General features: G+C 63.8%; 8 protein-coding genes. 3 read left to right on the top strand and 5 right to left on the bottom strand.

Going from position 1 to position 24,956, the window contains the following annotated elements; all coding sequences use genetic code 11:
- The first annotated feature begins 73 nt into the window (after window positions 1-73).
- From ES815_RS04475 to ES815_RS04465, 3 genes are all read left to right on the top strand, one after another.
- Window positions 74-439, top strand: a complete 366-nt coding sequence (locus ES815_RS04475; RefSeq protein ID WP_142486796.1) for a hypothetical protein — start codon at window positions 74-76, stop codon at window positions 437-439.
- Between the two features lie 10 nt (window positions 440-449).
- Window positions 450-2,546, top strand: coding sequence for a pyrroloquinoline quinone-dependent dehydrogenase (locus ES815_RS04470; RefSeq protein ID WP_142486795.1), 2,097 nt, complete (start codon window positions 450-452; stop codon window positions 2,544-2,546).
- 522 nt (window positions 2,547-3,068) lie between these two features.
- Complete coding sequence (locus ES815_RS04465) at window positions 3,069-3,341, top strand: hypothetical protein (protein WP_142486794.1); 273 nt, start codon at window positions 3,069-3,071, stop codon at window positions 3,339-3,341.
- Window positions 3,342-3,642: 301 nt separating this feature from the next.
- Here the strand turns inward: ES815_RS04465 and ES815_RS04460 are convergent, their stop codons facing one another.
- The 5 genes from ES815_RS04460 to ES815_RS04440 all read right to left on the bottom strand — a co-directional run bounded on the left by ES815_RS04460 (window position 3,643) and on the right by ES815_RS04440 (window position 24,911).
- The gene (locus ES815_RS04460; protein ID WP_142490014.1) at window positions 3,643-4,812 is read right to left on the bottom strand and encodes an HlyD family efflux transporter periplasmic adaptor subunit; all 1,170 of its coding nucleotides are present in this window, start codon (window positions 4,810-4,812) and stop codon (window positions 3,643-3,645) included.
- 10 nt (window positions 4,813-4,822) lie between these two features.
- Window positions 4,823-7,015, bottom strand: a complete 2,193-nt coding sequence (locus ES815_RS04455; RefSeq protein WP_142486793.1) for a type I secretion system permease/ATPase — start codon at window positions 7,013-7,015, stop codon at window positions 4,823-4,825.
- Complete coding sequence (locus ES815_RS04450; RefSeq protein WP_142486792.1) at window positions 7,012-8,412, bottom strand: TolC family outer membrane protein; 1,401 nt, start codon at window positions 8,410-8,412, stop codon at window positions 7,012-7,014. Before ES815_RS04450 ends, ES815_RS04455 begins: the two co-directional genes overlap by 4 nt.
- Window positions 8,413-8,488: 76 nt before the next feature.
- Window positions 8,489-23,062, bottom strand: a complete 14,574-nt coding sequence (locus ES815_RS04445) for a BapA/Bap/LapF family large adhesin (RefSeq protein ID WP_185902382.1) — start codon at window positions 23,060-23,062, stop codon at window positions 8,489-8,491.
- 13 nt (window positions 23,063-23,075) lie between these two features.
- Window positions 23,076-24,911 (bottom strand): Ig-like domain-containing protein, encoded by a 1,836-nt coding sequence (locus ES815_RS04440; protein WP_142486790.1) that lies wholly within the window; start codon window positions 24,909-24,911, stop codon window positions 23,076-23,078.
- Window positions 24,912-24,956 lie beyond the last annotated feature (45 nt).

The following is a 24,956-nucleotide window of genomic DNA, read 5'->3' as shown; positions in this document are numbered from 1 at the left end:
ATGAAAATAGCTGCAACTGCCCATGAAAACGCCGTTTGAGTGACTTGTTTATTTTATAAGGGGACTTCCTGGTATGTTGCACTCTCAACCCTCCCGCGTCGGCAGCATATTGCTGTTGCTGGCCGCGGTCATTGGCTTCGCGGTGGCGTTATATGCCTGGCTGACACCGCTTACAGGCGTCACCGGCACTATTGGTGCGCTGGGCGTGGCCATCGCCTGCGTATTTCTGGCAATATTGAGCTTTATTTTGCGTGCCGCAACCCGTCGCGGCGGGCGCATTTTCCTGATTATTGTCACCCTCGTGTTCTTGTTTGGGATTGGTTTTGCAGCCGCGCTGCTGCACCAGTACATCATTACGGCAGCTATGGTGGTCGGCCTGATTGGTCTGATTATGCTGAGCAGCAATTCCGTTCGTCACAATCCCCGCGTCAGAGCCTGAGGAGCCACCCGTGCATAACGATAAACACTATTCCGTCTTTAAGGTCAGCATGACAGCGCTGGCACTGCTGGTTACTCCACTCTCGCTGCAGGCGCAGGATAAAGCCGCTGAAGCCTCTCAGGGGACTCAGGAAGAGCTTAATGTGGACGCGGCCGATCAGCAGGCGCCGGGCACCACAAAAACCACTGACGAGGCATCAACCGGTCAGGAAGGCGGAGAGAAAGCCGCGTCGGTCAAGCAACCTGCGTCCCCGCTGGTGCCCTCCGCGGCCACCTGGGACAGTTTCCATGGGCAGCTTAACGCGCAGAAATACAGTCCGCTGACGCAGATTACGGCGGATAACGTCGGTAAATTAACAAAAGTCTGGGAGTTCCATACCGGCGACGTCTCGGATGGCAAAGGCGACACCCCGGCTACCGTCTGGTCCGCCACGCCCATCTTCGCGAATGAGACGCTCTACATCGGCACCCCTTTCGATCGCCTGATTGCGCTGGAACCGGGCACGGGTAAAGAGAAGTGGCACTATGACACCAAATCGTCACGCAAGGCGCTGACCCAGCCGGTGCTGAAAAACCGAGGCGTCTCTTACTGGCAGGCAAAAAATCCGGTCGCCGGAGAGGCGTGTCAGAAGATCGTTTATATGGGCACCGTTGACGGCAAGCTTTTCGCGCTGGATGCCGATTCCGGCAAGCCGTGCAGCAGCTTTGCGGACAATGGCGTGCTGGACATCAATCAGTGGAACACGGTTAATGCCAAGTACCCGCTATCTATCCTGCAGCCGCCGACCGTCGTGGGCGACCATCTGATTGTGGGCTGGGCCGGTAAAGACTGGGCCTATGCCGAAGCGCCTCCGGGCAGCGTATTTTCCATCAATGCCCGCACCGGCGAGCGCGAATGGACCTTTGATGCGATCCCGGCTGAGATCCGCCAACGTACCGGGACGGCCAACGTCTGGACGCACATGTCCGCCGATGAGGCCAACGGCCTGGTCTATCTCCCGGTTTCATCTCCGTCCCCCAACTACTGGGGTGGCAACCGCGTCGATCCTATTCCACTCGGCACCTCTACCACCGCGCTGGACATCAACACCGGTAAAGTCGTCTGGTCTCGTCAGTGGGTGCACCACGACGTGTGGGATTACGATATCAACTCTGCGCCGACGCTGATGGATATCACCGTAAACGGTAAGCAGATCCCGGCGCTGATTCAGGCCACCAAGCAGGGCTTTTTGTTTGTGGTTAACCGTTTGACGGGCGAAGACGTCTGGCCTATCGAAGAGCGTCCGGTACCGCAGGGCGATGGTTCGGTGCAGGGCGAAGTTCTCTCGCCAACGCAACCTTTCCCGACGAAACCTGCGCCGCTGCTCGATCAGTCGAAAAAACCAGAGATCTGGAAGCTGGCGGATGTCGTCGGTGCCGGGCAGTGTACTCGCCTGTGGGACAATCTCACCTATGACGGCATGTACACGCCGCCTGTCACCAAAGGCGAAGGCACGCTCACCTATCCGGACAGCGCCGGCGGCGTGCAGTGGGGCGGGGTGGCGTTCGATCCGCACAAGCAGATTGCTATCGTTAACACTTCCCATATCGTGCAGTACGTGAAGCTCTACAGCCGTGAAGATTACGATAAAGCGGATAAAAGCGCCGGGAATGAGAGCGGTTTTGCGCCTCAGGAAGGGGCACCTTATGGTCTGCGCCTGATGGTGGCGAATAACTGGCTGGGTATGCCGTGCTGGAAGCCGCCGTTTGGTGAAATCGTGGCGCTGGATATGCATACCGGTGATGTGAAGTGGCGTCGTCCTGTTGGCGCATCGCAGCAGTATGGCTTCTTTATGCCGGAAAGCTGGGGTTCACCGACCATTGGCGGCCCGGCGGTGACGGCGGGGGGCGTGATCTTTATCGGTGCCTCGATGGATGCCAAAGTGCGCGCCTACTCGGTGGAGAGCGGTGAAGAGCTGTGGGCCGATCAGGTTGAAGCCCCTGCGGTAGCGAACCCGTCGGTCTATGAGTACAAAGGCCGTCAGTATGTGGCGTTCGTCGCAGGCGGGAATACTATCCTGAAGGATCAGGTGGGCGATCAGGTGGTGGTGTACGCATTGCCTGAATAATGCCGTTCACATACCCCAAGGGCTGAATTATCCCCGGTAATTTTATTGCCTTTAAAGCAATGGAATAACTCACTGATAATAAATGGCCTACAGCGTCGCCCTGGTTCGGCTGAACCTCGCCAAAGCGTTTTCGGAAGGCCGGGGCGAAGCGCAGGGACGCGCCGGGAGGGCATAGCCTGCAGGGATGCAGGCTGGTGAACAGCTTACCGGGGATCCTACGCCCCGGTGGGCGAGGGCATCGACCGTGCAACCCCGAAACTCATCAAAGGTTAACGACCCGATTTGCCGCGTCGCTTTGGCTCTGAACGCTTCACCGCAGAATATCAGCGCTTCGGTACCATATTTGGCAGGTGAACAACGATAGATACTATGAAAGGATAAATATGAAGGTTAGCCTTTATATCCTGGACGCTCAGGGACGCTACTTCACCGGATGGCGTCCTTTTTTTGATTCATAGAATATGCATGAACCTGATAGCGGATTAAGCAAGACTCAATGCTTTCCTCGACATGGAGGCGCGGATGAAAATCTACTGGACGTTAAAAAGCATTCCTGAACTTTCACATCTTACGTTTCAGGAGCGCGGCAAGCGCTGGCGAAGCGCGTATAAACTCATTTTTCGTCACTGGCAAACATGGTGTGGACTGCTGATCTGTGGTTTGTGCGTGGGGGCAGGCACTTCTTATTATGGTACGCCGGGCCTGATAATATCAGGCGGGTTGGGCGGCTTCATATACGGGAATATCGCGGTTTATGTTGCTCGCCGCTATTATCGGGATAAGTTTATCCGCTAATAAGTATGACCCGGCATTCTATCTCCTGCGGCAAACCCATTAATTCTTTCCTCTCTACTTACCTGAAGCTATCCAGCGCAAATGCACCCAGGATTCGCTGCCGTTCGACCCTCGATTTGGCGCAGGACAGGATGTTTTCAAAGCGCTTACGCGACTGATTGAGCACGCAGATCCATCCTGGCGCACATAGCTGATACCGTGAAGCGTTGGACGGTGTTGTTTCAGGCCGGGTGAGGCGCAGCCGCCACCCGGCAATACTTCCCGTTCACACCAGCCCTCTCCCAAAAGGAGAGGGTAAATACTATCTTTCCCTCAGCGCCTCTTTCGCCCGGTTGAACGGCTTAATCATATAATCCATCACCGATTTCTCGCCGGTCTTGATATCCACCGTGGCAATCATCCCCGGCACGATGGAGAAGTGCCTGCCCGCTTTGTTGACCAGGTAATCCTGGCTGGTGCGGATAAACACCCGGTAGTAGAACACTTCCGGTTTGGCCTCATCCTGGATGGTGTCCGGCGAAATGGTCTCCACCACGCCGTCCAGCCCGCCGTAAATGGCGTAGTCGTAGGCGGTGATCTTCACCAGCGCCTTCTGGCCGGGGTGGATAAAGGCGATATCGCGCGGCGACAGGCGAGTCTCAATCAGCAGGTGGTCGTCCACCGGCACAATCTCCATCATCTCGCCGTTCGGCGGGATCACGCCGCCGATGGTGGTCACCTTGATGTTCTTCACGATGCCGCGCACCGGGGAGGTTACCGTCAGGCGGGTGACCGAGTCCTCACGCCCCTTCAGCACCGCAGATACCATATCCACTTCGGCATTGGATTTGGACAGCGCCTCCCGGGCCTGGACGTAATACTGCGAGCGCAGGTCGGTGAGTTTCAGCTCCAGGTCGCTCTTCTGACGCTGCAGGCGCAGGGCTTCGACGTGGCTGGCGGCGCCGGTTTTCACCAGTCGCTGGGTGATGGCGAGTTCCGCGTTAACCAGCTCCAGCGCCTGGCGCAGCTCGCGGCGCGAGTCTTCCAGCTGCTGGCGGCGGGAGTTGTAGAGCCGGGTTTCGGCGGCGATCAGGTCGGTCCATTTCGCCAGCTCGGGTGGGAAAGTGAGCGGCAGATCGTTCACCTCCGCATGCAGACGGGCGCTGGAGGCCAGCGACGCCCGGTAGCGGGCGGCGCTTTCACCGACGTTGGATTCGGAGCGGGTCGGGTCGAGGCGCGCCAGCACCTGGCCGGCCTGCACCTGATCCCCCTCGTGGACCTTCAGCTCGGCGAGGATCCCGCCGTCGAGGGACTGTAACACCTGCTCGCGGGAGCTGGGGATCACCTTCCCGGTGCCGGTGGAGACCTCATCGAGAATGCTGTACCACGCCCACACTCCGGCGACGACAAACAGCAGCAGGCTGAAGATCACAATGCTTCTGGCCCCGGTATAGCCGCTCTCGGAGCCGAGGGCGTTATCCAGGTCGTCCATCGCGGCGGCATCATGCTGATTGATTTTCATTTTTCCACTCCCGGCCATTCGCCTGCTGTTGCTGCTGCATCCGGCTGTTGCTCAGCGCCTGGGCTTTCGGCGCATCCATCACCAGCATTCCCTCTTTCAGCACCACCACGCGCTCCACCAGCTCCAGCATCGGCACCCGGTGGGTGGCGACGATCAGGGTCCGGTTGCCCAGCCACTGGCTCAGGCGCTGGATAAACTCGCGTTCGGTATGCTCATCCAGCGAGGCGGTAGGTTCGTCCAGCAGGACGACGTTGGGATCGCGCAGGAACATACGTGCCAGCAAAATCGACTGGCGCTGGCCGCCGGAGAGCCCGACGCCGTTCTCCATGATCGGATGGTCCAGTCCCTTCGCCAGCTTCTGCACAAAGGTGGCCGCCCCGCACATCTCCAGCACGGCAAAAATCTCTTCGTCGGTGGCGCGCGGCATCCCGAGGGTGATGTTTTCGCGCAGGGTGCCGTAAAACAGCCGCGCGTTCTGGCTCATCAGGCCGACGTTGCGGCGCACGTCCGCCATGTCGAGATGGGGCAGGCTGAGGTTGTCGAGCCGCAGCTCGCCGCCGACCAGATCCATACCGCCCACCATCGCCTGCAGCAGGGTCGATTTGCCCGCGCCGTTACGGCCCAGGATCGCCACGTGCTCGCCGGGTTTGATCTCCAGCCGGTTGATGCGCAGGGCCGGGTTTTGCGCGTCGCCCGCGTAGGCGAACTGCGCCTGATCGAACAGGTAGTGGCCGCGCAGCACGTCCTGGCGGATCGGCGTCTCTTCACGCTGGTTCTCGGTCGGCAGCTGCATGATGTTGTCCAGCCCCTCTTTGGCGGCCTTCACCTGCTGCCAGCGGGCCAGCACACCGCACAGGGTTGCCATCGGGGCGATCATCCGCGAGGCCAGCATCGAGGCAGCCACCACCGCACCGGTGGTCATCTCGCCTTCGATCACCATCGGGGCGCCCACCACAATCACCGCGGTGTAGACCAGGCTCTGAATGGTCATCCCCCAGCTGATCAGGCCCTGGGTCAGCTCGCGGGTCTTCAGGCCCGACTCGGCGGTGATCTGAACGTAGCTGTTCCACTGTTGCAGGAAGCGGTTCTCCGCCTGCATCAGCTTGATGTCCTCCAGCCCCTGCACGCTCTCCACCAGCACGGCGTTGCGCAGGGTCGATTCATGAGCCGCCTGCTTTGCCAGCGCCGCCAGCTTTTTCTGCAGCAGCAGGCCCGGGAGCACCATCAGCACCGCCGCCACCGGGGCGATCCACGCCAGCGACGGGGCGATGATCGCCAGCACCCCCACAAAAAGGAAGAAGAAGGGCAGGTCGACAATGGTTGAGATGGTCGAGGAGGTCACCATCTCGCGGATCTGCTCCAGCTCGCGCAGCTGGGAGATAAAGCTGCCGGTGGAGCGGGGCACCGCGCTGTTGCGCAGGCGCAGGGCATGGCCGAACACCCGGTCCGATACGCGCAGGTCAGCGCGTTTTCCCAGCAGGTCCATAATGTGGCTGCGGGCGAGACGCAGGATAAAGCCGAACAGGGTGGCGATCAGCACCCCGATGGTCAGCACGTACAGGGTAGGGTAGGACTGGGCGGGGATTACCCGGTCATAGACCTGCATCGAGAACAAAATTCCGGCCAGCGACAGCAGGTTGATGAACAGCGCCGCCAGCATCACGTAGGTGTAGGGGCGCAGGTCGCGCATCACCAGGCGGTAGAGCCAGTCCGGGCGGTACTTTGAGATATAGGCATCCACGCGGCTGTCTTTCAACGCCGCCAGCGGGCGCAGGGCCACCACCTGATGAATGGCCGGCAGCAGCTTCGCCAGCGAGATGCGGTTGGTCTGCGCCTTGCCGTCAAAGAAGCAGACGTCGAGCATGTCTTCGCCGTCGAAATGTTCAATCACCCCGATCTTGCCGTCGTTCAGCTCCACCACCACCGGCAGACGCCAGCTGTTGATGGACTCTTCGCCGTTGCTCAGCAGCCGAAAGGAGAGCCCTGCCTCGCGGGCCAGCCCGGTGAGGGCCGGGGTTTTGCTTTTCCCCTGCAGCCAGGGGGCACCGGCCACCAGCGCGCCCGGGGAGCAGGCCACCCGGTAGCGGGTGGCGACATAGCCAAACGCCTGCGCCCAGTGCTCCAGCGCCTCCTGCGTCAGTGGCTCCTCGTGAAGGATATCGTCTCGCGTCATGGCTGGATCTCCACTGACTGAATGGTGTGGTTTTCAAGGTCGAAGGCGTTGCGCATCCGCCCGGTGTTATACAGGCAGTTGATCTGCAGCTGATGCAGCTGTCCGGCGGTTTGCCACTGGGTAAAGCGAGTCTGGAAGACCTCCTGCTCGGCGTTCAGCACGTCCAGCAGCGGGCGGGAGCCGAGATCCAGATACTGCTGCTGATAGAGTTCGCGGGTGCGCTGGCTGAGGGTCTCCTGGCGGGACTGAATTTGCAGGGTGCTCATCAGGCTCATCACCTGGCTTTTGGACTCCAGCAGTTTCTGCCGCACATCCAGCCGGGTGCGCTGCACGTTGGACTGGGCCGCCTCCACCGCGTGGCTGGCGGCGTTGCGCCGGGCGCTCAGGCCGCCGCCCTGGTAGATGGGCATCTCGACGTTGACCGACACGTTGTACTGGGTTTTATCCAGGGTGTCGTGACCGGGGTAGCGATTGTTTATGTAGTGGCGAACCTCCGGCTCCAGCGAGACGGTGGGGGTCATCTGGGCGTTGGCGTAGTCGAGATTCGCCTGGGCCACGTTGGCCTGTGCCCAGGAAGAAAGCACCGCCGGCACCAGCCGGTCATCCGGCTCCTTGATGTCGCAGCTTTGGGCCAGTTTAGCCGGGAAGGCGTTGCTGACCGCGTTGAGGTTGCTCCAGCCGAGGTTGCTCATCAGCGTGGCGCGGGCGCTGTCGAGATTCGCCTGATACTGCATCAGCTGCGAGCGCGCCCCTTCGATACGGGCGTCGGTCTGCACCACGTCGGAGAGCGAGGTGGCCCCTTCGTCATTGCGCTGGCGCGTCAGCGTGCCGATGCTGCTCAGCGCCTCAAGCTGCTCTTCGGCGGTCTCCACCATCTGCTGCCACATCTGCACCTGCACCAGCGCGGTGGCGGTATCCCGGGCGATGGTATCAATGCTCAGCAGCACGTTGGCCTGCTGCTGGACCACGCCCGCGTCTTCGGCCCGCACCTGGCTGGCGACCTTGCCGAAGTCATAGAGCATCTGGGAGAGGGAGAGCACCACGGAGGGGGTAAAACCGGTGTCGCTGGAGTTATTGCTGTAGCCGTTGTTGATGCCGGCGCTGATCTGCGGGTAGTACTTCGATTTGGCGACGTCGACCTGCTGGATCTGTTCGTAGAGTTTGCCCACCGCTTCGCGAATGGTGGGGTGCCAGTTAACGGCGCGTGTCACCGCATCGCCCAGGGTTAAGGTGCCGGGCGCGGCCTGGCTTGTCGGCAGGGCGACCCGTCCATTCAGAGAGGGCAGCTCCTGGTTTTCGCTTAATTGCCCAAAATTAATGACCGCAGGCGAGTCGGCCGCCAGGGCGTGCCCGGACAACAGGCAGCACCCCAGCCACCAGCAAGGTACTTTGTTCATGGCATTATCCCTAAAAAACTGAACAACTTTATAATGTTAAGCCCGGGCGACGTGCGCCCGGGTCTTGTTTTTAGCGCTAACCGGTAATGATATGATTCTGGTTAACCAGCTCCTCATAGGTTGTCTGGACGTTATCCAATGTTACAAGTGTAGTATTGGTGTAAATATTTGCCGCTCCGTCTCGGTCGACGGAGATCACGGTATTGCCATTGCTGTTAGTGACATGCAGATAGTTACCCAGCGTTGCGCTGCTGCCGTTCCAGCCCACCAGCAGATCGCTGATGTCGATCTTGTCTCCCTGCGCCAGGGAGAAGTTGGTCCAGTGGTCGTTGCTGCCGTTGCCCGCCGTACCGTTGCCCGCCGTGTTGTTCAGCACCTCGTAAATCAGCGTGTCGCCATAGGCGCTACCGGTGAAGGTATCGCTATGCTCGGAGCTGACAAACTTCGGTGCCATGTCGATGGTCAGGGTCGCGGTATCGGTGGTGCCGTTATCGCCGGTCAGTTTGTAGGTAAAGGTCTCCTTCGTGGTCATCGAGGCCAGCGAGACGCCGCTGTTCAGGGTGTAGGTGTAATGCCCATCCACCCCGATGTTCAGCACGCCGTAATGCCCCTGAATGTTGGCGGTAGCCGTGGCGGTGGTGTACGGATCCAGCGTGGTGACGGTGCCGGTATAGCTGGTGATGCTCAGACGGCTGTCCACCGAATGGAGCTGATCCAGCACGCCGCCCGAATCCGAGCCGTCAAAGATATTGCCGGTGACGGTGTGACCCGCGGTAGTCAGCTCACTGTTCAGGAACACGGTGGTACCCGTGACGTAAGGGGTGATGGAGATCGCGCCTAACCCCAGCGGGCCCATAGACCCGGTAAAGTTCAGGGTGTAGGTCCCGGCATTCAGATCCAGATCCGGCAGGTTAATGGTGGCTGTGCCCCCCAGCAGCAGGCCACCGTTGAAGGAACCGGTTCTGGTCACTCCTGGCCCGGTAATGGTCCAGTTTACGCTCAGGCCGCCCAGCGACAGCAGGGAGGCGACGTTAAAGTGGAGCACGACGTCGTGCAGGGCGGTGTTGGCCCCCACCACAAATGTCCCGCTGCCCGAACCCGAGGTAGAGGCCAGCAGGGCCGCGTTCCAGTTCGCGCTACCCACCGTATCATCACGATAGGCTGCGACCTGCGAGGTGGTTTCGAAGACCAGCGCATCGCTGACGTCACTGACCGCATCCAGCGCCACCGGCGTTGGGGTGATGTTCAGCGAGGCGGTGTCCTTATCGCCATTCGGTGCCGTCACGGTATAGACGAAGGTGTCCGGCGTGCTGATCAGGTCGGCGCCCACCCCGTTGCGCAGGGTATAGGTGTATTTCCCCTGTGCGTCGATCTCCAGGTCGCCGTACTGCCCTTCGATACGCGTGGTGCCGGTGGCGTTCACGTTAATACCGTTCACCTGGGTGACGAGCGTGCCGGCCGGCACCACGTCACTCTGCAACACGTCGCCGGTCGTGGCGGCGGCGATGCTGGAAACGGCATAAACATGATCTTCCAGGATGTTGATACTGTAGCCGGTCAGCACCGTGATCCCCGCCGCGGTGTTCATCAGGAAGAGATATTCACCGGCCGGCAGGGTCAGCGTCAGCGGTGCCGAGGTGCCGCCCAGCAGCGGCGCCCGCAGCCAGCCTGCCTCGGTGCGCATCCGCTCATAGCTCTGGGTCGCCGGGTTGAACTTGTAGATATACAGGTCAAACACCGAGGCCAGCGCTACCCCACCAACGCTTCCCTGGATGGTCATGGTGCGGGTGGTGCCTTCCTCCACGCTGTACTTCATGGTCTCGCTGCGATCGTCCAGCAGGTTGAGGTTCAGCACGTTACCCAGGTTGACGCCCACCACGGTAAAGCCGCTCTGGCTCGATGGACCGTAGTCGATGGCCTGTACCTGCGTGTTGAAGGTCAGCGAGGCGGTGTCGTCCACCGCCGTGACGCTGTTTCGCACCGTGTTTTCACCGAGGGTGATGATCAGTCGGGCGTCGTCCGTGGCCCCTTTCCCGGCGATGTTGTAGGTGAAGGTATCGGTCCGGCCCAGCACCGTGGCGCGGGTGTCGGTCAGGGTGTAGGTGTAGCTCCCGTCAGCGTGCAGGGTCAGGGTGCCGTACAGCCCGTTGATGGTGGTGCCCGCCGCGCCCGCCGCCACGTTGGTGGTGACGCCGTTAGCGTTGGTGACGCTGGTGACTACCGTGCCGTTCGGGGCGCTGTCGCTGCCGCTTACCGGATCGGTATCGGTGATGACGTTGCCGTTTTGCACCAGGGTACCGGTCAGGGTGCCCGCGGTGGTTTGCGTGACGTCCACATCAAGGCTGGTGTACGACCCGGTCGCCAGCAGGTTGGTGTTGTAGCTCAGGACGCGATACTGCCCGCCCGGCAGGCCGGTCAGGTTCAGGGTCACGCCGCTGGCGCCGAGGGTCAGCAGGTTAGCGAACTGCGGCAGGCCGGTATCCACCTCGGTGGTCCAGGTGGTGCCGTTCCAGCGTTGAACAACGATCTCCAGGGTGTTGAGCAGGGAGAGCACAATACCGGTGGCGCTGGCGTTGATCTCCATATCCGCGCTGCCGCCGGTAGGTACGGTGAAGGTCACCTGGGCGGAGTTATCCCCCAGCAGCGACAGCACGTTGCCGACGCCGCCTACCAGCTGGACGCCATAGTCGCTGTACTGGGCGGTGCTGACGGTGGCGTTGGTGGTCAGGTCCAGCCCCACCACGTTGTCGCTGGCCGACAGCGGCAGGTTTGGCGCAATCACCGCCCCGGTGGCGGAGGTGTTACCCGCCGCATCGGTGGCAGAGAGGGTGATCCGCTCCCCTTCGGACTGCTTGTCGAGGAAGGTGTAGCTCCAGTTGCCCTGGGCGTTGGCGGTGGTGGTCACCACGCTATTATCGCTCAGGAGCAGGGTGATGGTGCTGCCCGCTTCGGCGGTCCCGCTCAGCACGCTGCCGTCGGCGTTAAAGGTCCCCTGCGGCGTGCCCGGGGCGACGGTATCCACCACAATCGAGCTCAGCGGCGTGGCCGGGCTGGTGCCGACCGCGTTGCCCGCGGTGGCGGTAAAGGCGTGATTGCCATTACCCAGCGGCACGGTTGGGGTATACGTCCAGATCCCCGCGCTGTTGGTGGTCACCGTGGCTAACAGCACGTTGTTGTCATACAGGGTGATGGTGGAGAGCGGCTGCGCGGTCCCGGTCAGGGTTGGGGTGGTGTCGTCCGTGACTTGCCCGTTCAGCAGGTTGCCGATGATGCTGCCCGCGTTGTCGTTGACGCTGGTGATGACCGGTGGGTTCGGCACCAGCGAGTACGGCATTCTCAGATCCACCGCCAGACCTGCGTTTCCGGCCCGGTCGGTGGCAAAGACGTGCAGCAGCTCAGCGTTAACCTGCGGCGTGGAGAGCGCAATGCTGAACCTCCCGCTGGCGTCGGCGATGCCGGTACCCAGCACCGTCACGTTGTCGGTGCCGAGAATGGTCACGGTGCTGCCCGCCTCGGCGGTGCCGTTGACCCGGCCGCCGCTCTCGAGCACGGTGAAGGCGCCAGGCGCCCCCGGGGCGACGGTATCCACGGTGACCGACGCGACCGGTGAGGCCGCGCTGAGGTTGCCCGCCGCATCGGTGGCGGTAGCGGTGAAGTTATGCACCCCGTCGGTAAGAACGGTGGTGGTCTGCGGCAGGGTCCACTGACCCTGGGCGTTGGCCGTCACCTGGCCCACGAGGGTGGTACCGTCGTAGATGCGCACCACGGCGTTGGCTTCGGCGGTGCCGTTGAGGGTCAGACGGTTGTCGTTGGTCGGATTGCCGCCGATCACCGGGCCCTGGATCGTGCCGACGTCATCCACCACCGAGGTGATGACCGGCGCGCCCGGAGCGGTGGCATCGAGGTTAAGGTTAAAGGCCGCAGTCGACAGACTGACGTTGCCCACCGCGTCGGTGGCGGTCACCGTCAGGGCGTGCTGACCGTCGGCCAACGGCGTGGTTGGGGTAAAGCTCCAGGCGCTGTTGGCGTCGGCTACCACGCTGCCCAGCAGCAGATTGCCGTCATAGATGTTCACCGTCGAGCCTGCTTCCGCCGTGCCGTTGAGGGTCGGTCTGGCGTCGTTGGTCAGCTGGCCGCTGGTGAGCGACACCACCGTGCCGACATCATCCACCACCGAGACCAGCACCGGTACCGCTGGCGGCAGGGTATCCACCGTCAGGGTGAAGGTGGCGGACGGATCGCTGATGTTGCCTGCCGCATCCGTCGCCACCGCGGTGAAGTTGTGGGTGGCGTTGGTGAGCGGCGTGGTCAGCGGAATCGACCAGTTGCCGCTGCTGTCGGCGGTGGCGGTGCCCAGCAGCGTCTCGCCTTCAAAGATCTGCACCCGGGCATTCGGTTCGCTGGTGCCGGTGAGCACCGGCAGGGTGTCATCGGTGCGCTGACCGCTGGTCAGGGCGCCGGTGAGGGTGCCAGCGTCGTCCTGGGCCAGGGTGATGACCGGGGCGAGCGGTTTGAGGCTATCGACAATCACCGTGAAGCCCGCCGAGACCTCGCTGAGGTTGCCTGCCGCATCGCTGGCGCTGGCGGTGAAGATGTGGCTGCCGTTGCTCAGCGCGTTTTCCGGCGTGAAGCTCCACTCGCCTGTGGCGCTGGCCTGCACGCTGCCGAGGAAGACGCCATTGTCATAGACGGTGACCGTGGCGTTGGCGGCAGCGCTGCCCGACAGCCCTGGCGTGGTGTCGTCGGTGACCTGGCCGGAGACGGTGAGCGGGGTCTGGATCGGGCCCACGTTGTCGGCGGCCGCGAGGATGGTCGGTACGGCTGGTGCCTGGGTATCCACCGTCAGGGTAAAGGCCCCGCTGACAGGGCCGGTATTTCCGGCGAGATCGGTGGCGGTCAGGGTCACGCTGCGCAGCCCGTCCTCAAGGGCGGTTTCCGGCGTGAAGGTCCAGCTGCCCGTGGCGTTGACCACGGCGGTGCCGATCTCCTGTCCGTCAACGAGGATGCGAACCGTGGAGCCTGCTTCGCCGGTGCCGTTAAAGGTTGGACGGTTGTCGTCGGTGACGCCACCGTTGTTCACCGCACCGGTGAGGGTCCCGACATCATCCACCACGCCTGTCAGTACCGGAGCCAGCGGGGCGACGGTATCAACGTTCAGCGAGAAGGCCGGGGAGGTGCCCGAGACGTTACCTGCGGCATCGGTGGCGCTGACGCGCAGTTCGTGCGGCCCCTGGGCCAGATCGCCGGTCGGGGTAAAGCGCCAGTTACCGCTGTCGTCCACCCGCGCGGTGCCGATCTCCTGGCCGTTATCCAGGATATGCACGGTGCTGCCCGCCACGCCGGTGCCGGTCAGTGCCGGACGGGCATCGTTGGTGAGCTGGCCGCTGGTCAGCGGGCCGGTATTGCCCGCCACGTCGTCATTAACGCTGACCAGCACCGGAGTGGCCGGTGGCGTCATGTCGACGGTCAGGGTGTACGCCCCGGAGGCCTGGCTGAGGTTGCCTGCGGTGTCGGTGGCGATGGCGGTAAAGCTGTGTTCGCCCTCTGCCAGTACCACCGTTGGGGTGAAGCTCCAGATCCCGCTGGCGTTGGCCAGCACGGTGCCGAGCAGTCTGCTGCCTTCATAGATGGCGACGCTGCTGCCTGCTTCCGCGCTGCCCGTCAGGGTCGGGGTGTTGTCGTTGGTGACGCCGCCGCTGACCACGTTGCCGGTGACCGGGCCGACGTCATCGTTGGCCCCGGTGATAACCGGCGCAGCGGCCACGGTATCCACCACCAGCGAGAACGGATCCGAGCGCAGGCTTTCGTTGCCGGCCGGATCGGTGGCGCTGAGGGTCAGGGTGTAAGTGCCGTCATCCAGCGCCTGAGGCAGGGTAAAGCTCCAGGCCCCGGTGGCGCTTACCGTGACGCTCCCCAGCAGGGTATCGCCGGAATACACATTAATCACATCCCCCGGCGTTGCCGTGCCGTTCAGCACCGGCTGGCTGTCATTGGTTGGTCTGCCGCTGACCACGGCCCCGGTGACGGTACCCACGTCATCCACCAGGGTGCCAAATACAGGCGCAGCCGGTGGCGTGAGATCGATATTTACCGTCGCCTCTGGCGACTGGCCGCTGGTCTGGCCGTCGACGGTGGCGGTCACGCTGAAGCTGTGGCTGCCTTCCCCGAGGGCGGAGACCGGGAACGACCAGGCGCCGGTGGTGGCATCGGCGGTGACGCTGCCCAGCGCCGTGGTGCTGCCGTCCAGATAAATCGTGACCTGGCTGCCCGGGATCGCCGTACCGGTCAGGGTTGGGGTGGCATCGTTGGAGCTGCCGCCTTTGACGTTAACGCTGCCGCCGGTGCCGTTGTCATCCAGGATGGCGACGATAACCGGCACGTCCGGCAGCGCAGGCGTCGCCGGAACCTCAAAGGTGCTCGGGAGGCTGGTGTTGCCCGCCACGTCGCTGGCGGTCAGGCTGAGGGTCACCTCGCTGCTTTGCGGCGGGGTCAGGGCCACGGAGAACTGCCCCTGGGCGTTGGTGACGCCGGTACCCAGCACCACGTTGTCCGGGCCACGTACTGTGATGAGGGAGCCCGCTTCTGCGGTGCCAATCAGCGGCGTACCGCCGGAGACGATGTCGGTCACCGCTGGCGTACCCGGCGCCTGGGTATCAACGATCAGGTTCACCGGCGCGCTTTGGCTGGTATTGCCCGCGGCATCGTTCGCCACCAGGGTGACGGTGTACGGGCTATCGGACAGCGGCGTACCGCCGGGGATCGGCAGCGTCCACTGTCCCTGGGCGTTGGTCTGTACCTGACCCAGAGACTGGCCGTCGACCAGGACGGTGATGGTGCTCAGCGGCTCGCCGGAGCCGCTCAGGGTCGGGGTGCTGCTGTTGGCGTAGAGCTGGCCTCCGGCCAGGGTGCTGTTAGAGATATCCAGCAGCTGCGGGATCGCTGGCGGCACGGTATCGATGGTGAAGGCAAAGTTACTGCCCGCCTCGCTGACGTTCCCGGCGGCATCCATCGCCGCCACGGTCAGGGTGGTCGCGCCATCCCTCAGTACCGGCGTGGTGATGGTCCAGCTGCCGTTACTGACGAGGCCGCGGCCCACTTCGATGCCATTGCTGTAGAGGATCACGGTGGTGCCGTTCTCCCCGGTGCCGGTGACGGTCGGGGTGGTATCGTTGGTGCTGCCGCCCGCCGCGATGTTGCCGGTGACCGGCCCGACGTTGTCATTCACGCTACTGATAACCGGGATCGCCGGCACGAGGCTGTCGACGGTCACGGTCATGGCGTCCGACACTTCCGAGACGTTGCCCGCGCCGTCGCTGCTGGTCACGATCAGGACGAGGTTATAGGTCCCATTCGGCAGATCCGCTGGCGGCGTCCAGGTCCAGGTCCCGCCAGGCTGAACGGTGGTTTCGCCGATTTGGGTGGTGCCGTCGTAGATGGTAACGATATCCCCTTCATTCCCGGTGCCGCTCAGGGTAGGGGTGGTATCGCGGGTGCTGTCCCCGCCGGTGAGGGCTGTCTCTTCGTCGCCGTCAGGGTTGACGGTGATGTCCGGGATACCCGGTGTGGCAGGAGGAACGTTATCCACCACCAGGTTAAAGGTGCCGGAGGTAGCGGTGTTGCCTGCCGCATCGCTGACCGTCGCGGTCAGGGCGTGCGTGCCGTTACCCAGCGGAGTCGTCAGCTGCACGCTCCATGCCCCCGTCGGGCTGGTGGTGGCGGTGCCGAGCAGGGTGGTGCCTTCATAGAGGCTAATCTGCGCGTTGGCCGGGCCTGTTCCCTGGATCAGCGGCAGGGTTTCGTCTGTCGGCTGGTTGCTGACCACGTCGCCTGTGACGGTGCCGGTGTTGTCCACGGCCAGGGTGATGACCGGGGCGGCCGGCGGTACGGTATTAATGGTGACGTTAAAGGCCGCAGACGGCAGGCCGGTATTACCGGCGGCATCCGTCGCCACCACGGTGATGGCGCGTAGCCCTTCGGCGAGGGCGGTCTCTGGCGTGAAGGTCCACGCGCCACCCGCGCCCACCACGGCGGTGCCCACTTCCACGCCATCCACCCGAATGCTGAGAGTGGCGCCCGCTTCCCCGGTGCCGTTCAGGGTCGGACGGCTGTCGTTGGTGGCGGTGTTGTTAGCGATGGCTACCGGGCTGCCGGAGAGATCGTTGATCGCGTTGACGATCGTCGGGGCGTCCGGGGCGGTGGCATCGACCACGATGCTCCAGCTGTTGGACGCGGCGCTGTTATTGCCTGCGGTGTCCACGGATTGTGCCGTCAGGACGTGGCCGCCGTCAGGCAGGGCGGTGGTGAGCTGGATCTCCCAGGTGCCTTCCGCGCTGACCTGCGTGGTGCCGACCAGATCCGAGCCGCTGTAAAGCTGGATAGTGGCATTGGCAGGGCCGGTGCCGCGGATCAGCGGGGTCGCATCGTTGGTGGTCTGTCCGTCGGTGATGGTGCCGGTGACGGCAGTCACGTTATCCACCACGTCGGTAATGACCGGAACGGCCGGAGGCGTGGTGTCAGGCGCCACGAACTGGCCTTCTGCGCCACTATTCCCGGCGCTGTCGGTAGCGGTGGCCGTCAGCAGTTCGCCGTTCGCTTTCGGCGTGGTGAGGGTAATGGAGAAGCTACCGGTGTCATTGACGACCCCGGTGCCGATCACCGTGTTGCCATCGCGCACGGTGATGGTGCTGCCCGCTTCCCCGCGGCCGGTGAGGGTGTTGCCGTTATTGAGGATAGTGAAGCTGTCCGGGGCTCCCGGGGCGATAGTGTCGACGGTAATCGAGGTCACCGGCGACGCCGCGCTGAGGTTGCCCGCCGCATCGGTGGCGGTAGCGGTGAAGTTATGCTCCCCGTCTTCGAGGGCGATGCTGGTTTGATCCAGCGTCCACTGGCCCTCGGCGTTAGCGGTTGTCTCGCCCACCAGGGTCTCGCCGTCGTAGATGCGAACAGTTGCGCCTGCTTCGGCGGTGCCGTTGAGGGTTGGACGGGTGTCGTTGGTCGGGTTGCCGTTGAGCACTGGCCCCTGCACCGAACCGGTGTCATCCACCACCGAGGTGATGGCTGGCGCGACCGGGGCGGTGGCATCGACGTTGATCACGAAACCGCTGGTTGCCGGGCTGACGTTGCCCGCCGCGTCGGTAGTGGTCACCGTCAGGGTATGTTCCCCGTCGGCCAGCGGGCTCTGCGGGGTAAAGGTCCAGGCGTTGTTCGCCCCGACGGTGGCGCTGCCCAGCAGGGTAGTGCCGTCGTACACGTTCACCGTGGTGCCCGCTTCCGCCGTGCCGCTGAGGGTCGGCCTGGCGTCGTTGGTCAGCTGGCCGCTGGTGAGGGCCACTTCGGTGCCGACATCGTCAAGAACCGAGACCAGCACCGGGGCGACAGGTACCAGCGTATCCACCGTCAGGGTGAAGGTGGCGGACGGATCGCTGGCGTTGCCTGCGGCATCGATCGCCACGGCCGTGAAGCTGTGTAGGGCATCGCTGAGCTGCGTGTCCAGCTCGATCGACCAGTTACCGTTGCTGTCTGCCTGGCCTTCGCCAAGCAGGGTCTCACCTTCAAAAATCCGCACAAGGGCGTTCGGTTCGCTGGTGCCGGTGAGCACCGGCTGCGGGTCGTTGGTGGTGCGGCCGCTGGTGAGCGGGCCGGTCACCGGGCCGACGTCGTCAATCGCCAGGGCGATCGTTGGCGGGGTTGGTTTCAGGGTATCGACGATCAGGGTGAAGCCCGGCGAGGTTTCGCTGAGGTTGCCCGCCGCATCACGGGCGGTGGTGGTGAAGGTGTGGCTGCCGCCGGTCAGGGCGTTGTCCGGCGTCCAGCTCCAGCTGCCGGTTTCGGTGGCCTGTACGGTGCCGACGAGGGCTCCGTTGTCGTAAATCGCCACCCTGGCGTTGGCTTCGGCCTGGCCGGTCAGCGTTGGCGTAGCGTCATCGGTAGCCTGGCCGGAGGTGGTGATCGGATCCTGAAGGGGGCCCACGTTATCACTGATGGCGGTCAGCGTTGGTGCCGCCGGGGCCAGGGTATCCACCGTCAGGATAAACGGATCGCTGGCAGGCCCGGTGTTCCCGGCGGTGTCGGTGGCGGTAAAGCGGATGCTGCGTGTGCCTTCATCCAGCGCCGTTTCCGGGGTGAAGGTCCAGCTGCCCGAGGCGTTAACCACCGCGGTGCCGATCTCCAGCTCGTCGACAATGATGTGGATGGTGGCCCCAACTTCGCCGCTGCCGGTCAGGGTTGGCTGCGCGTCGTTGGTGGTATCGCCGCTGTTCAGGGTGGTAGTCGCGGTGCCGACATCATCCACCGCAGTAAGCAGGATCGGTGCCTGCGGGGCGGTGGTGTCGATATTCAGCGAGAACGCTGGCGAGGTGCCGGAGACGTTGCCCGCGGCATCGGTGGCGCTGACGCGCAGATCGTGCGGCCCCTGAGCCAGATCGCTGGTCGGGATAAAGCTCCAGCTGCCGCTGGCGCTGACCAGCGCGGTGCCGATCTCGATACCGTTATCCAGGATGTGGACAGTGCTACCCGCCACCCCGGTACCGGTCAGTTCCGGACGCACATCGTTAGTCACTTGCCCGTTAGTCAGCGGGCCGGTATTGCCCGCCACGTCGTCGTTGATGCTGCTGATCACCGGGATGGCCGGTGGGGTCATGTCGACGGTCAGGATATACGCCCCGGAGATCGGGCTGACGTTGCCCGCGCTATCGGTAGCGACGGCGGTAAAGACGTGCTGACCTTCCGCCAGTACGGTGGTCGGGGTGAAGCTCCAGGCACCCGTGTCGCTGGCGGTGACGGTGCCAATCAGCTTAATGCCGTCGTAGATAGCGACGCTGCTGTTGGCTTCTGCAGTGCCCGACAGGGTCGGGGTGTTGTCGTTGGTGCTGCCGCCGTTGGCGACGTTGCCGGTGACCGGGCCCGCATCATCGTTGGCCCCGGTGATGACCGCTTCGCCCGCGGTGGTATCCACCACCAGAGAGAACGGCGCCGAACGCGGACTTTCGTTCCCGGCCGGATCGGTGGCGCTGAGGGTCAGGGCGTAGGTGCCATCATCCAGCGGTTCGGTCAGGGTAATGCTCCAGGCCCCGGTGTTGCCCACCGTGGCGGTGCCGATCAGGGTATCGTCCGCGTAAAGGCGGATCACATCTCCCGGCGTGGCCGTGCCGCTGAAGGTTGGCTGGTCATCGTTGGTCGGGCTGCCGCTGACCACCGTACCGGTCAGCGGGCCCACGTCGTCCACCACGGCACCAAAGGCCGGAGCCTGCGGCGGGGTGAGATCGATATTGACCGTCGCCGCCGGTGACTGGCCGCTGGTCTGGTCCTGGAAGGTGGCGGTCACGCTGAAGCTGTGGCTGCCTTCAGCCAGGGCGGCAACCGGGTACGACCAGGCACCGGTCGTGGCGTCGGCGGTGACGCTGCCCAGCGCCGTGGTGCTGCCGTCCAGGTAAATCGTGACCAGACTGCCCGGGATTGCCGTACCGGTGAGGGTCGGGGTGGTGTCGTTAGAGCTGCCGCCTTTGACGTTGACGGTGCCGTCGGTGCCGTTGTCATCAAGGATGGCGTCGATTGTCGGCACGGCTGGCAGCGCAGGCGTCTGCGGAACCTCGTACGTCGTCGCCGGGTCGCTGGCGTTGCCCGCCGGATCGCTGGCGGTCAGTGTGAGGGTGACCGCATCGCTTTGCGGCGGGGTCAGGGCGATGGAGAACTGCCCCTGGGCGTTGGTCACGCCGGTCCCCAGCACCACGTCACCCGGGCCACGGACCGTAATGGTGGAGCCCGGTTCGGCGGTGCCGTTCAGCGGCGTGCCGCCGGAGACGATCCCGGTGACCAGTGGCGCATCCGGTGCGTCAGTGTCGATCACCACGCTAACCGGGCTGCTTTCGCTGGTGTTACCCGCTGCGTCGCTCGCCACCAGGGTGATGGTGTGGGTGTTATCCGACAGTTCAGTGCCGGCCGGCAGCGGGAAGGTCCACTGCCCCTGCTCGTCGACCTGCACCTGGCCGAGCGAATTGCCGTCAACGGAGACGGTGATGGTGCTCAGCGGCTCGCCGGTGCCGCTCAGGGTCGGGGTGCTGCTGTTGGCGTACAGCGTGCCGTTGGTGAGGGTGCTGTCAGAGATATCCAGCAGCTGCGGGTTGCCCGGCGGCACGGTATCGATGGTGAGGGCAAAGTCGCTGCCGGTGCCGCTGACGTTCCCGGCGGCATCCAGCGCCGCCACTGTCAGGGTGGTCGGGCCGTCATTCAGCGCTGGCGTGGTGATGGACCAGCTGCCGTTGGTGACCAGCCCGCGGCCCACTTCAACCCCATTGCTGTAGAGGATCACCGTGGTGCCGTTTTCGCCGGTCCCCGTGACGGTTGGGGTGGTGTCGTTGGTGCTGCTGCCTGCGGTAAGGGTGTCATTCACGCTGGCGATCGTCGGGATCTCCGGCACCTGGCTATCAACGGTCACGGTGATGGTGTCTGAGACCACCGAGGCGTTGCCCGCCGGGTCGGTGGCGACAACGGTAAAGCCGTGCGTCCCCTGGGCCAGCGGCTCATCGGCGCGCCAGGTCCAGTTGCCGTTGATGTCGACCACCACTTCGCCCACCAGCACGTTGCCGGTCTCGGTCTGGTCGTAGATGCTGATGGTGTCATCCGGCGTGCCGGTGCCGCTCAATACCGGACGGGTGTCGTTGGTGGCGCCGTTGTTGCCCACCGGGCCGGTGATTTCGCTCACGTTATCGGTGACCACCGGCACGTCAGGCTGGTCCGGCGCTTCGGTATCAATGGTGATGGAGACCGGCTGCGACGGGGCGCTTTCGTTGCCCGCGCCGTCTTTGTTGGTCACGGTCAGGCTGAGATCGTAAGTGCCATTTGGCAGACCTGCTGGCGGGGTCCAGGTCCAGTTGCCGCCCGGCGGAATAGTGGTTTCCCCGATTTTGGTGGTGCCGTCGTAGATGGTGACGATATCGCCTTCCGTACCGGTACCGCTCAGGGTTGGGGTGGTGTCGCGGGTGCTGCCCCCGGAGGTGAGGGTCTCTTCCGTGCCGCCCTCAGGATTAACGGTGATGGCCGGAATGCCCGGCGTGCCCGGGGCCAGGGTATCGACCACCAGGTTAAAGCTGCCGGAGGTGGCGGTGTTGCCCACCGCATCGCTGACGGAGGCGGTCAGGACATGGGTGCCGTTACCGAGCGGGGTGTCGAGCTGAAGGCTCCAGACGCCATCCCCATTGCTGATGGCGGTGCCGAGCAGGGTGGTACCTTCGTAGATGCTGATCTGCGAGTTGGCCGGGCCCGTCCCCTCGATCACCGGACGGGTTTCGTCGGTCGGCACGTTGCTGCTGATATCGCCCTGCACGCTGCCGGTGTTGTCCACGACCCGGGTAATCACCGGGGCATCCGGTGCCACGGTATCAATGGTCAGGGTAAAGGTTCCGGAGGCGGGGCTGCTGTTACCGGCTGCATCCTTCGCCACCGTGGTGATCTCATGCAAACCCTCCTCGAGGGCGGCGTCAGGCGTGAAGATCCACTCCCCGCCGTTGCCGACCTGCGCGGTGCCGACCTCCACGCCATCCACCAGAATGCTGATGGTCGAACCTGCTTCACCCGTGCCGTACAGGGTCGGGCGGTTGTCATTGGTGGTGCTGTTGTCAGCGATGACTACCGCGGTCTCAGGCAGATCGTTGATCGCCTGGACGATCGCCGGGGTGGCCGGTGGGGTGGCATCGAGAATGAAGCTCCAGCTGTTGGAAGATTCGCTGAGGTTGCCTTTGCCGTCCACGGCTTGTGCCGTCAGGACATAGCCGCCGTCGCCGCTCAGCGCCAGCTCGGTGGACCAGTTGCCGTCGGCACCCACTTCGGCGGAACCCACCAGGATCTCGCCGTTGTAGATATTAATGGTCGCACCCGGCTCGCCGGTACCGGTGATTAGCGGCCGGGTGTCATTGGTAACCTGCCCGTCAAGGATCGCGCCGGTGCCAGCCTCCACGTCATCCACCATGCTGGTGATGACCGGGGCCTGCGGCGGAGTCACGTCCGGGGCGGTAACGCTGGCTTCCGGCCCGGTATTGCCCGCTAGGTCGGTGGCGGTAACCGCCAGGTCCTCCCCGTACCGGCGCGGGGTGGTGAGGATAATTTCGAAGCTGCCGTCAGGTCCGGCGACGCCTCCGCCGATCACGTCGTCGCCATCGCGAACGGTAACGGTGCTGCCCGCTTCCGCCTTCCCGGTGACGGTGGCGCCGTCCGCAGAGATCTGAAGATCGGTTGGCGCATCAGGCGGGGTGATATCACTCACCACGGCGGTTGCTGGCTGGCTCGGGTTCCCGGCAGCATCAGAGGCGACCACGGTGAAGGTATCCCCCACGGCTTGCGCTTCCTTGAGGTCAACGCTGAACTGGCCGCGAGCGTCGGCCGTGCCGCTGCCAATCACCGTGCCGAGCGAGTTGAAGATGGTGATGGTGCTGCCTGGCTCGGCGGTGCCGATGACCTGGTTGCCGTTAGGGATTTGAGTGATGGTCGGCTGGTCCGGCGGCGTGCGGTCAATGGTAAAGTCAAATGAGGCGGAAGGCGCGCTGGTGTTGCCCGCCAGATCGGTCTCCGTCAGGGTGATGGCGTGTGCGCCATCGGCAAGCGGCGTCTCTGGCGTAAAGGACCATTTGCCGTCGGTGCCGACGGTTGCCTGGCCCACGGGCTGGCCGTTGTCATAAATCATCGCGAACGGTAACGGTGCTGCCCGCTTCCGCCTTCCCGGTGACGGTGGCGCCGTCCGCAGAGATCTGAAGATCGGTTGGCGCATCAGGCGGGGTGATATCACTCACCACGGCGGTTGCTGGCTGGCTCGGGTTCCCGGCAGCATCAGAGGCGACCACGGTGAAGGTATCCCCCACGGCTTGCGCTTCCTTGAGGTCAACGCTGAACTGGCCGCGAGCGTCGGCCGTGCCGCTGCCAATCACCGTGCCGAGCGAGTTGAAGATGGTGATGGTGCTGCCTGGCTCGGCGGTGCCGATGACCTGGTTGCCGTTAGGGATTTGAGTGATGGTCGGCTGGTCCGGCGGCGTGCGGTCAATGGTAAAGTCAAATGAGGCGGAAGGCGCGCTGGTGTTGCCCGCCAGATCGGTCTCCGTCAGGGTGATGGCGTGTGCGCCATCGGCAAGCGGCGTCTCTGGCGTAAAGGACCATTTGCCGTCGGTGCCGACGGTTGCCTGGCCCACGGGCTGGCCGTTGTCATAAATCGTGATGGTGCTGCCCACTTCGCCCGTGCCGCTGAGGGCAGGGCGGTTGTCATCGGTGCTTTGCCCGGCGGTCACCACGCCCTGTTGCGTGCCGGTGGTGTCACTGACCGTCACGCCGGAAGGGGCGTTTGGAGCAATGGTATCGACGGTGATGCTGAATACCGGGGATGCCGGTCCGGTGTTGCCCGCGCCGTCGGTGGCCCGGGTGGTGATTTGGTGCGCCCCTTCGCCCAGCGCGGTGGCCGGGATGAAGCTCCAGCTGCCGTCGCCGTTGACCTGCGCGGTGCCGATGGCGGTGCCGTTGTCGTAAATCGTGATGGTGCTGCCTGCCTCGCCGCTGCCGCTAAAGGTCGGGCGGGCGTCATCGGTCGTCTGGCCGCTGGTGAGCGACCCGGTTACGCTGCCCACATCGTCGGCAACGGTGTTGATGACCGGGGCCTCCGGCGGGGTGGTATCGGCGGCGGTCACCGGGGTGCCTGGACCGACGTTGCCGGCACCGTCGGTGGGTGTCGCGGTCAGGGTTTCACCGTTAGTGTACGGCTTGTCCAAATCGATGGTGAACTCACCGTTGCTGTTGGTCTGGCCTCTGCCGACCACGTTGCCGTTGGCATCGGTGATGGTGATGCTGCTGTTGGCTTCGGCGCTCCCGCTAAGTTGCGTGCCGTCTGCTGAGAATTTGAGGTTGCCGGGCGCGCCCGGAGGAGTGGTGTCGTTCGGGTCGGTGCCCGGCAGCGGCGGGTTAGTACCATTGCCGCCGTCACTGCCGCCGTCACTGCCGCCGTCACTGCCGCCGTCACTGCCGCCGTCACTGCCGCCGTCACTGCCGCCGTCACCACCACCGCCATTGCTGCTGTCCCCGTCGCTCCCGCCGCCGCCACCGCCACCGCCGCCACCTGCGGCCAGCGCAATGCCGCCTGCCACCGCCACGCCACCCAGGGCCCAGGGCCAGATCGCCGCCTCACCTGCCGACGCGGTAGTGGTGCCTGCCAGCAGGACATCAAGAGAGGCGATTGACTGGTAGCTCTCTGCCGCGATGGGATCGGCAATCCACCACAAGGCGCCGTTATCCTCCTGCAGCACCAGCTGGCTGATACCCTGCTCACCGCTGACGAAGAAATTTTTGAGGGTCAGGGTTTCGCCGTCGGCCAGCTTAACGATCAGGTCGTTACCGCTGCGTTCATAGTCGAGAATGTCGGCGCGTTCGGCGTTGATCTTAACGATGGAGGAGTCATTCAGCGTAACCTGAGACCCGTCTGTTACCGTTTCCTTGTGCGTCAGTTTGGAGATGACAGTGATTTTACTCATGTGTATTACTCCCGGCAGAGTGCAATGAAATGGCGAGCGATCCAG

It is taken from the genome of Leclercia adecarboxylata, assembly GCF_006874705.1.
Classification (GTDB): Bacteria; Pseudomonadota; Gammaproteobacteria; order Enterobacterales; family Enterobacteriaceae; genus Enterobacter; species Enterobacter adecarboxylatus_C.
Note: the sequence above shows the minus strand (reverse complement) of the source record. Positions and strands in the feature narration are given on the sequence as shown.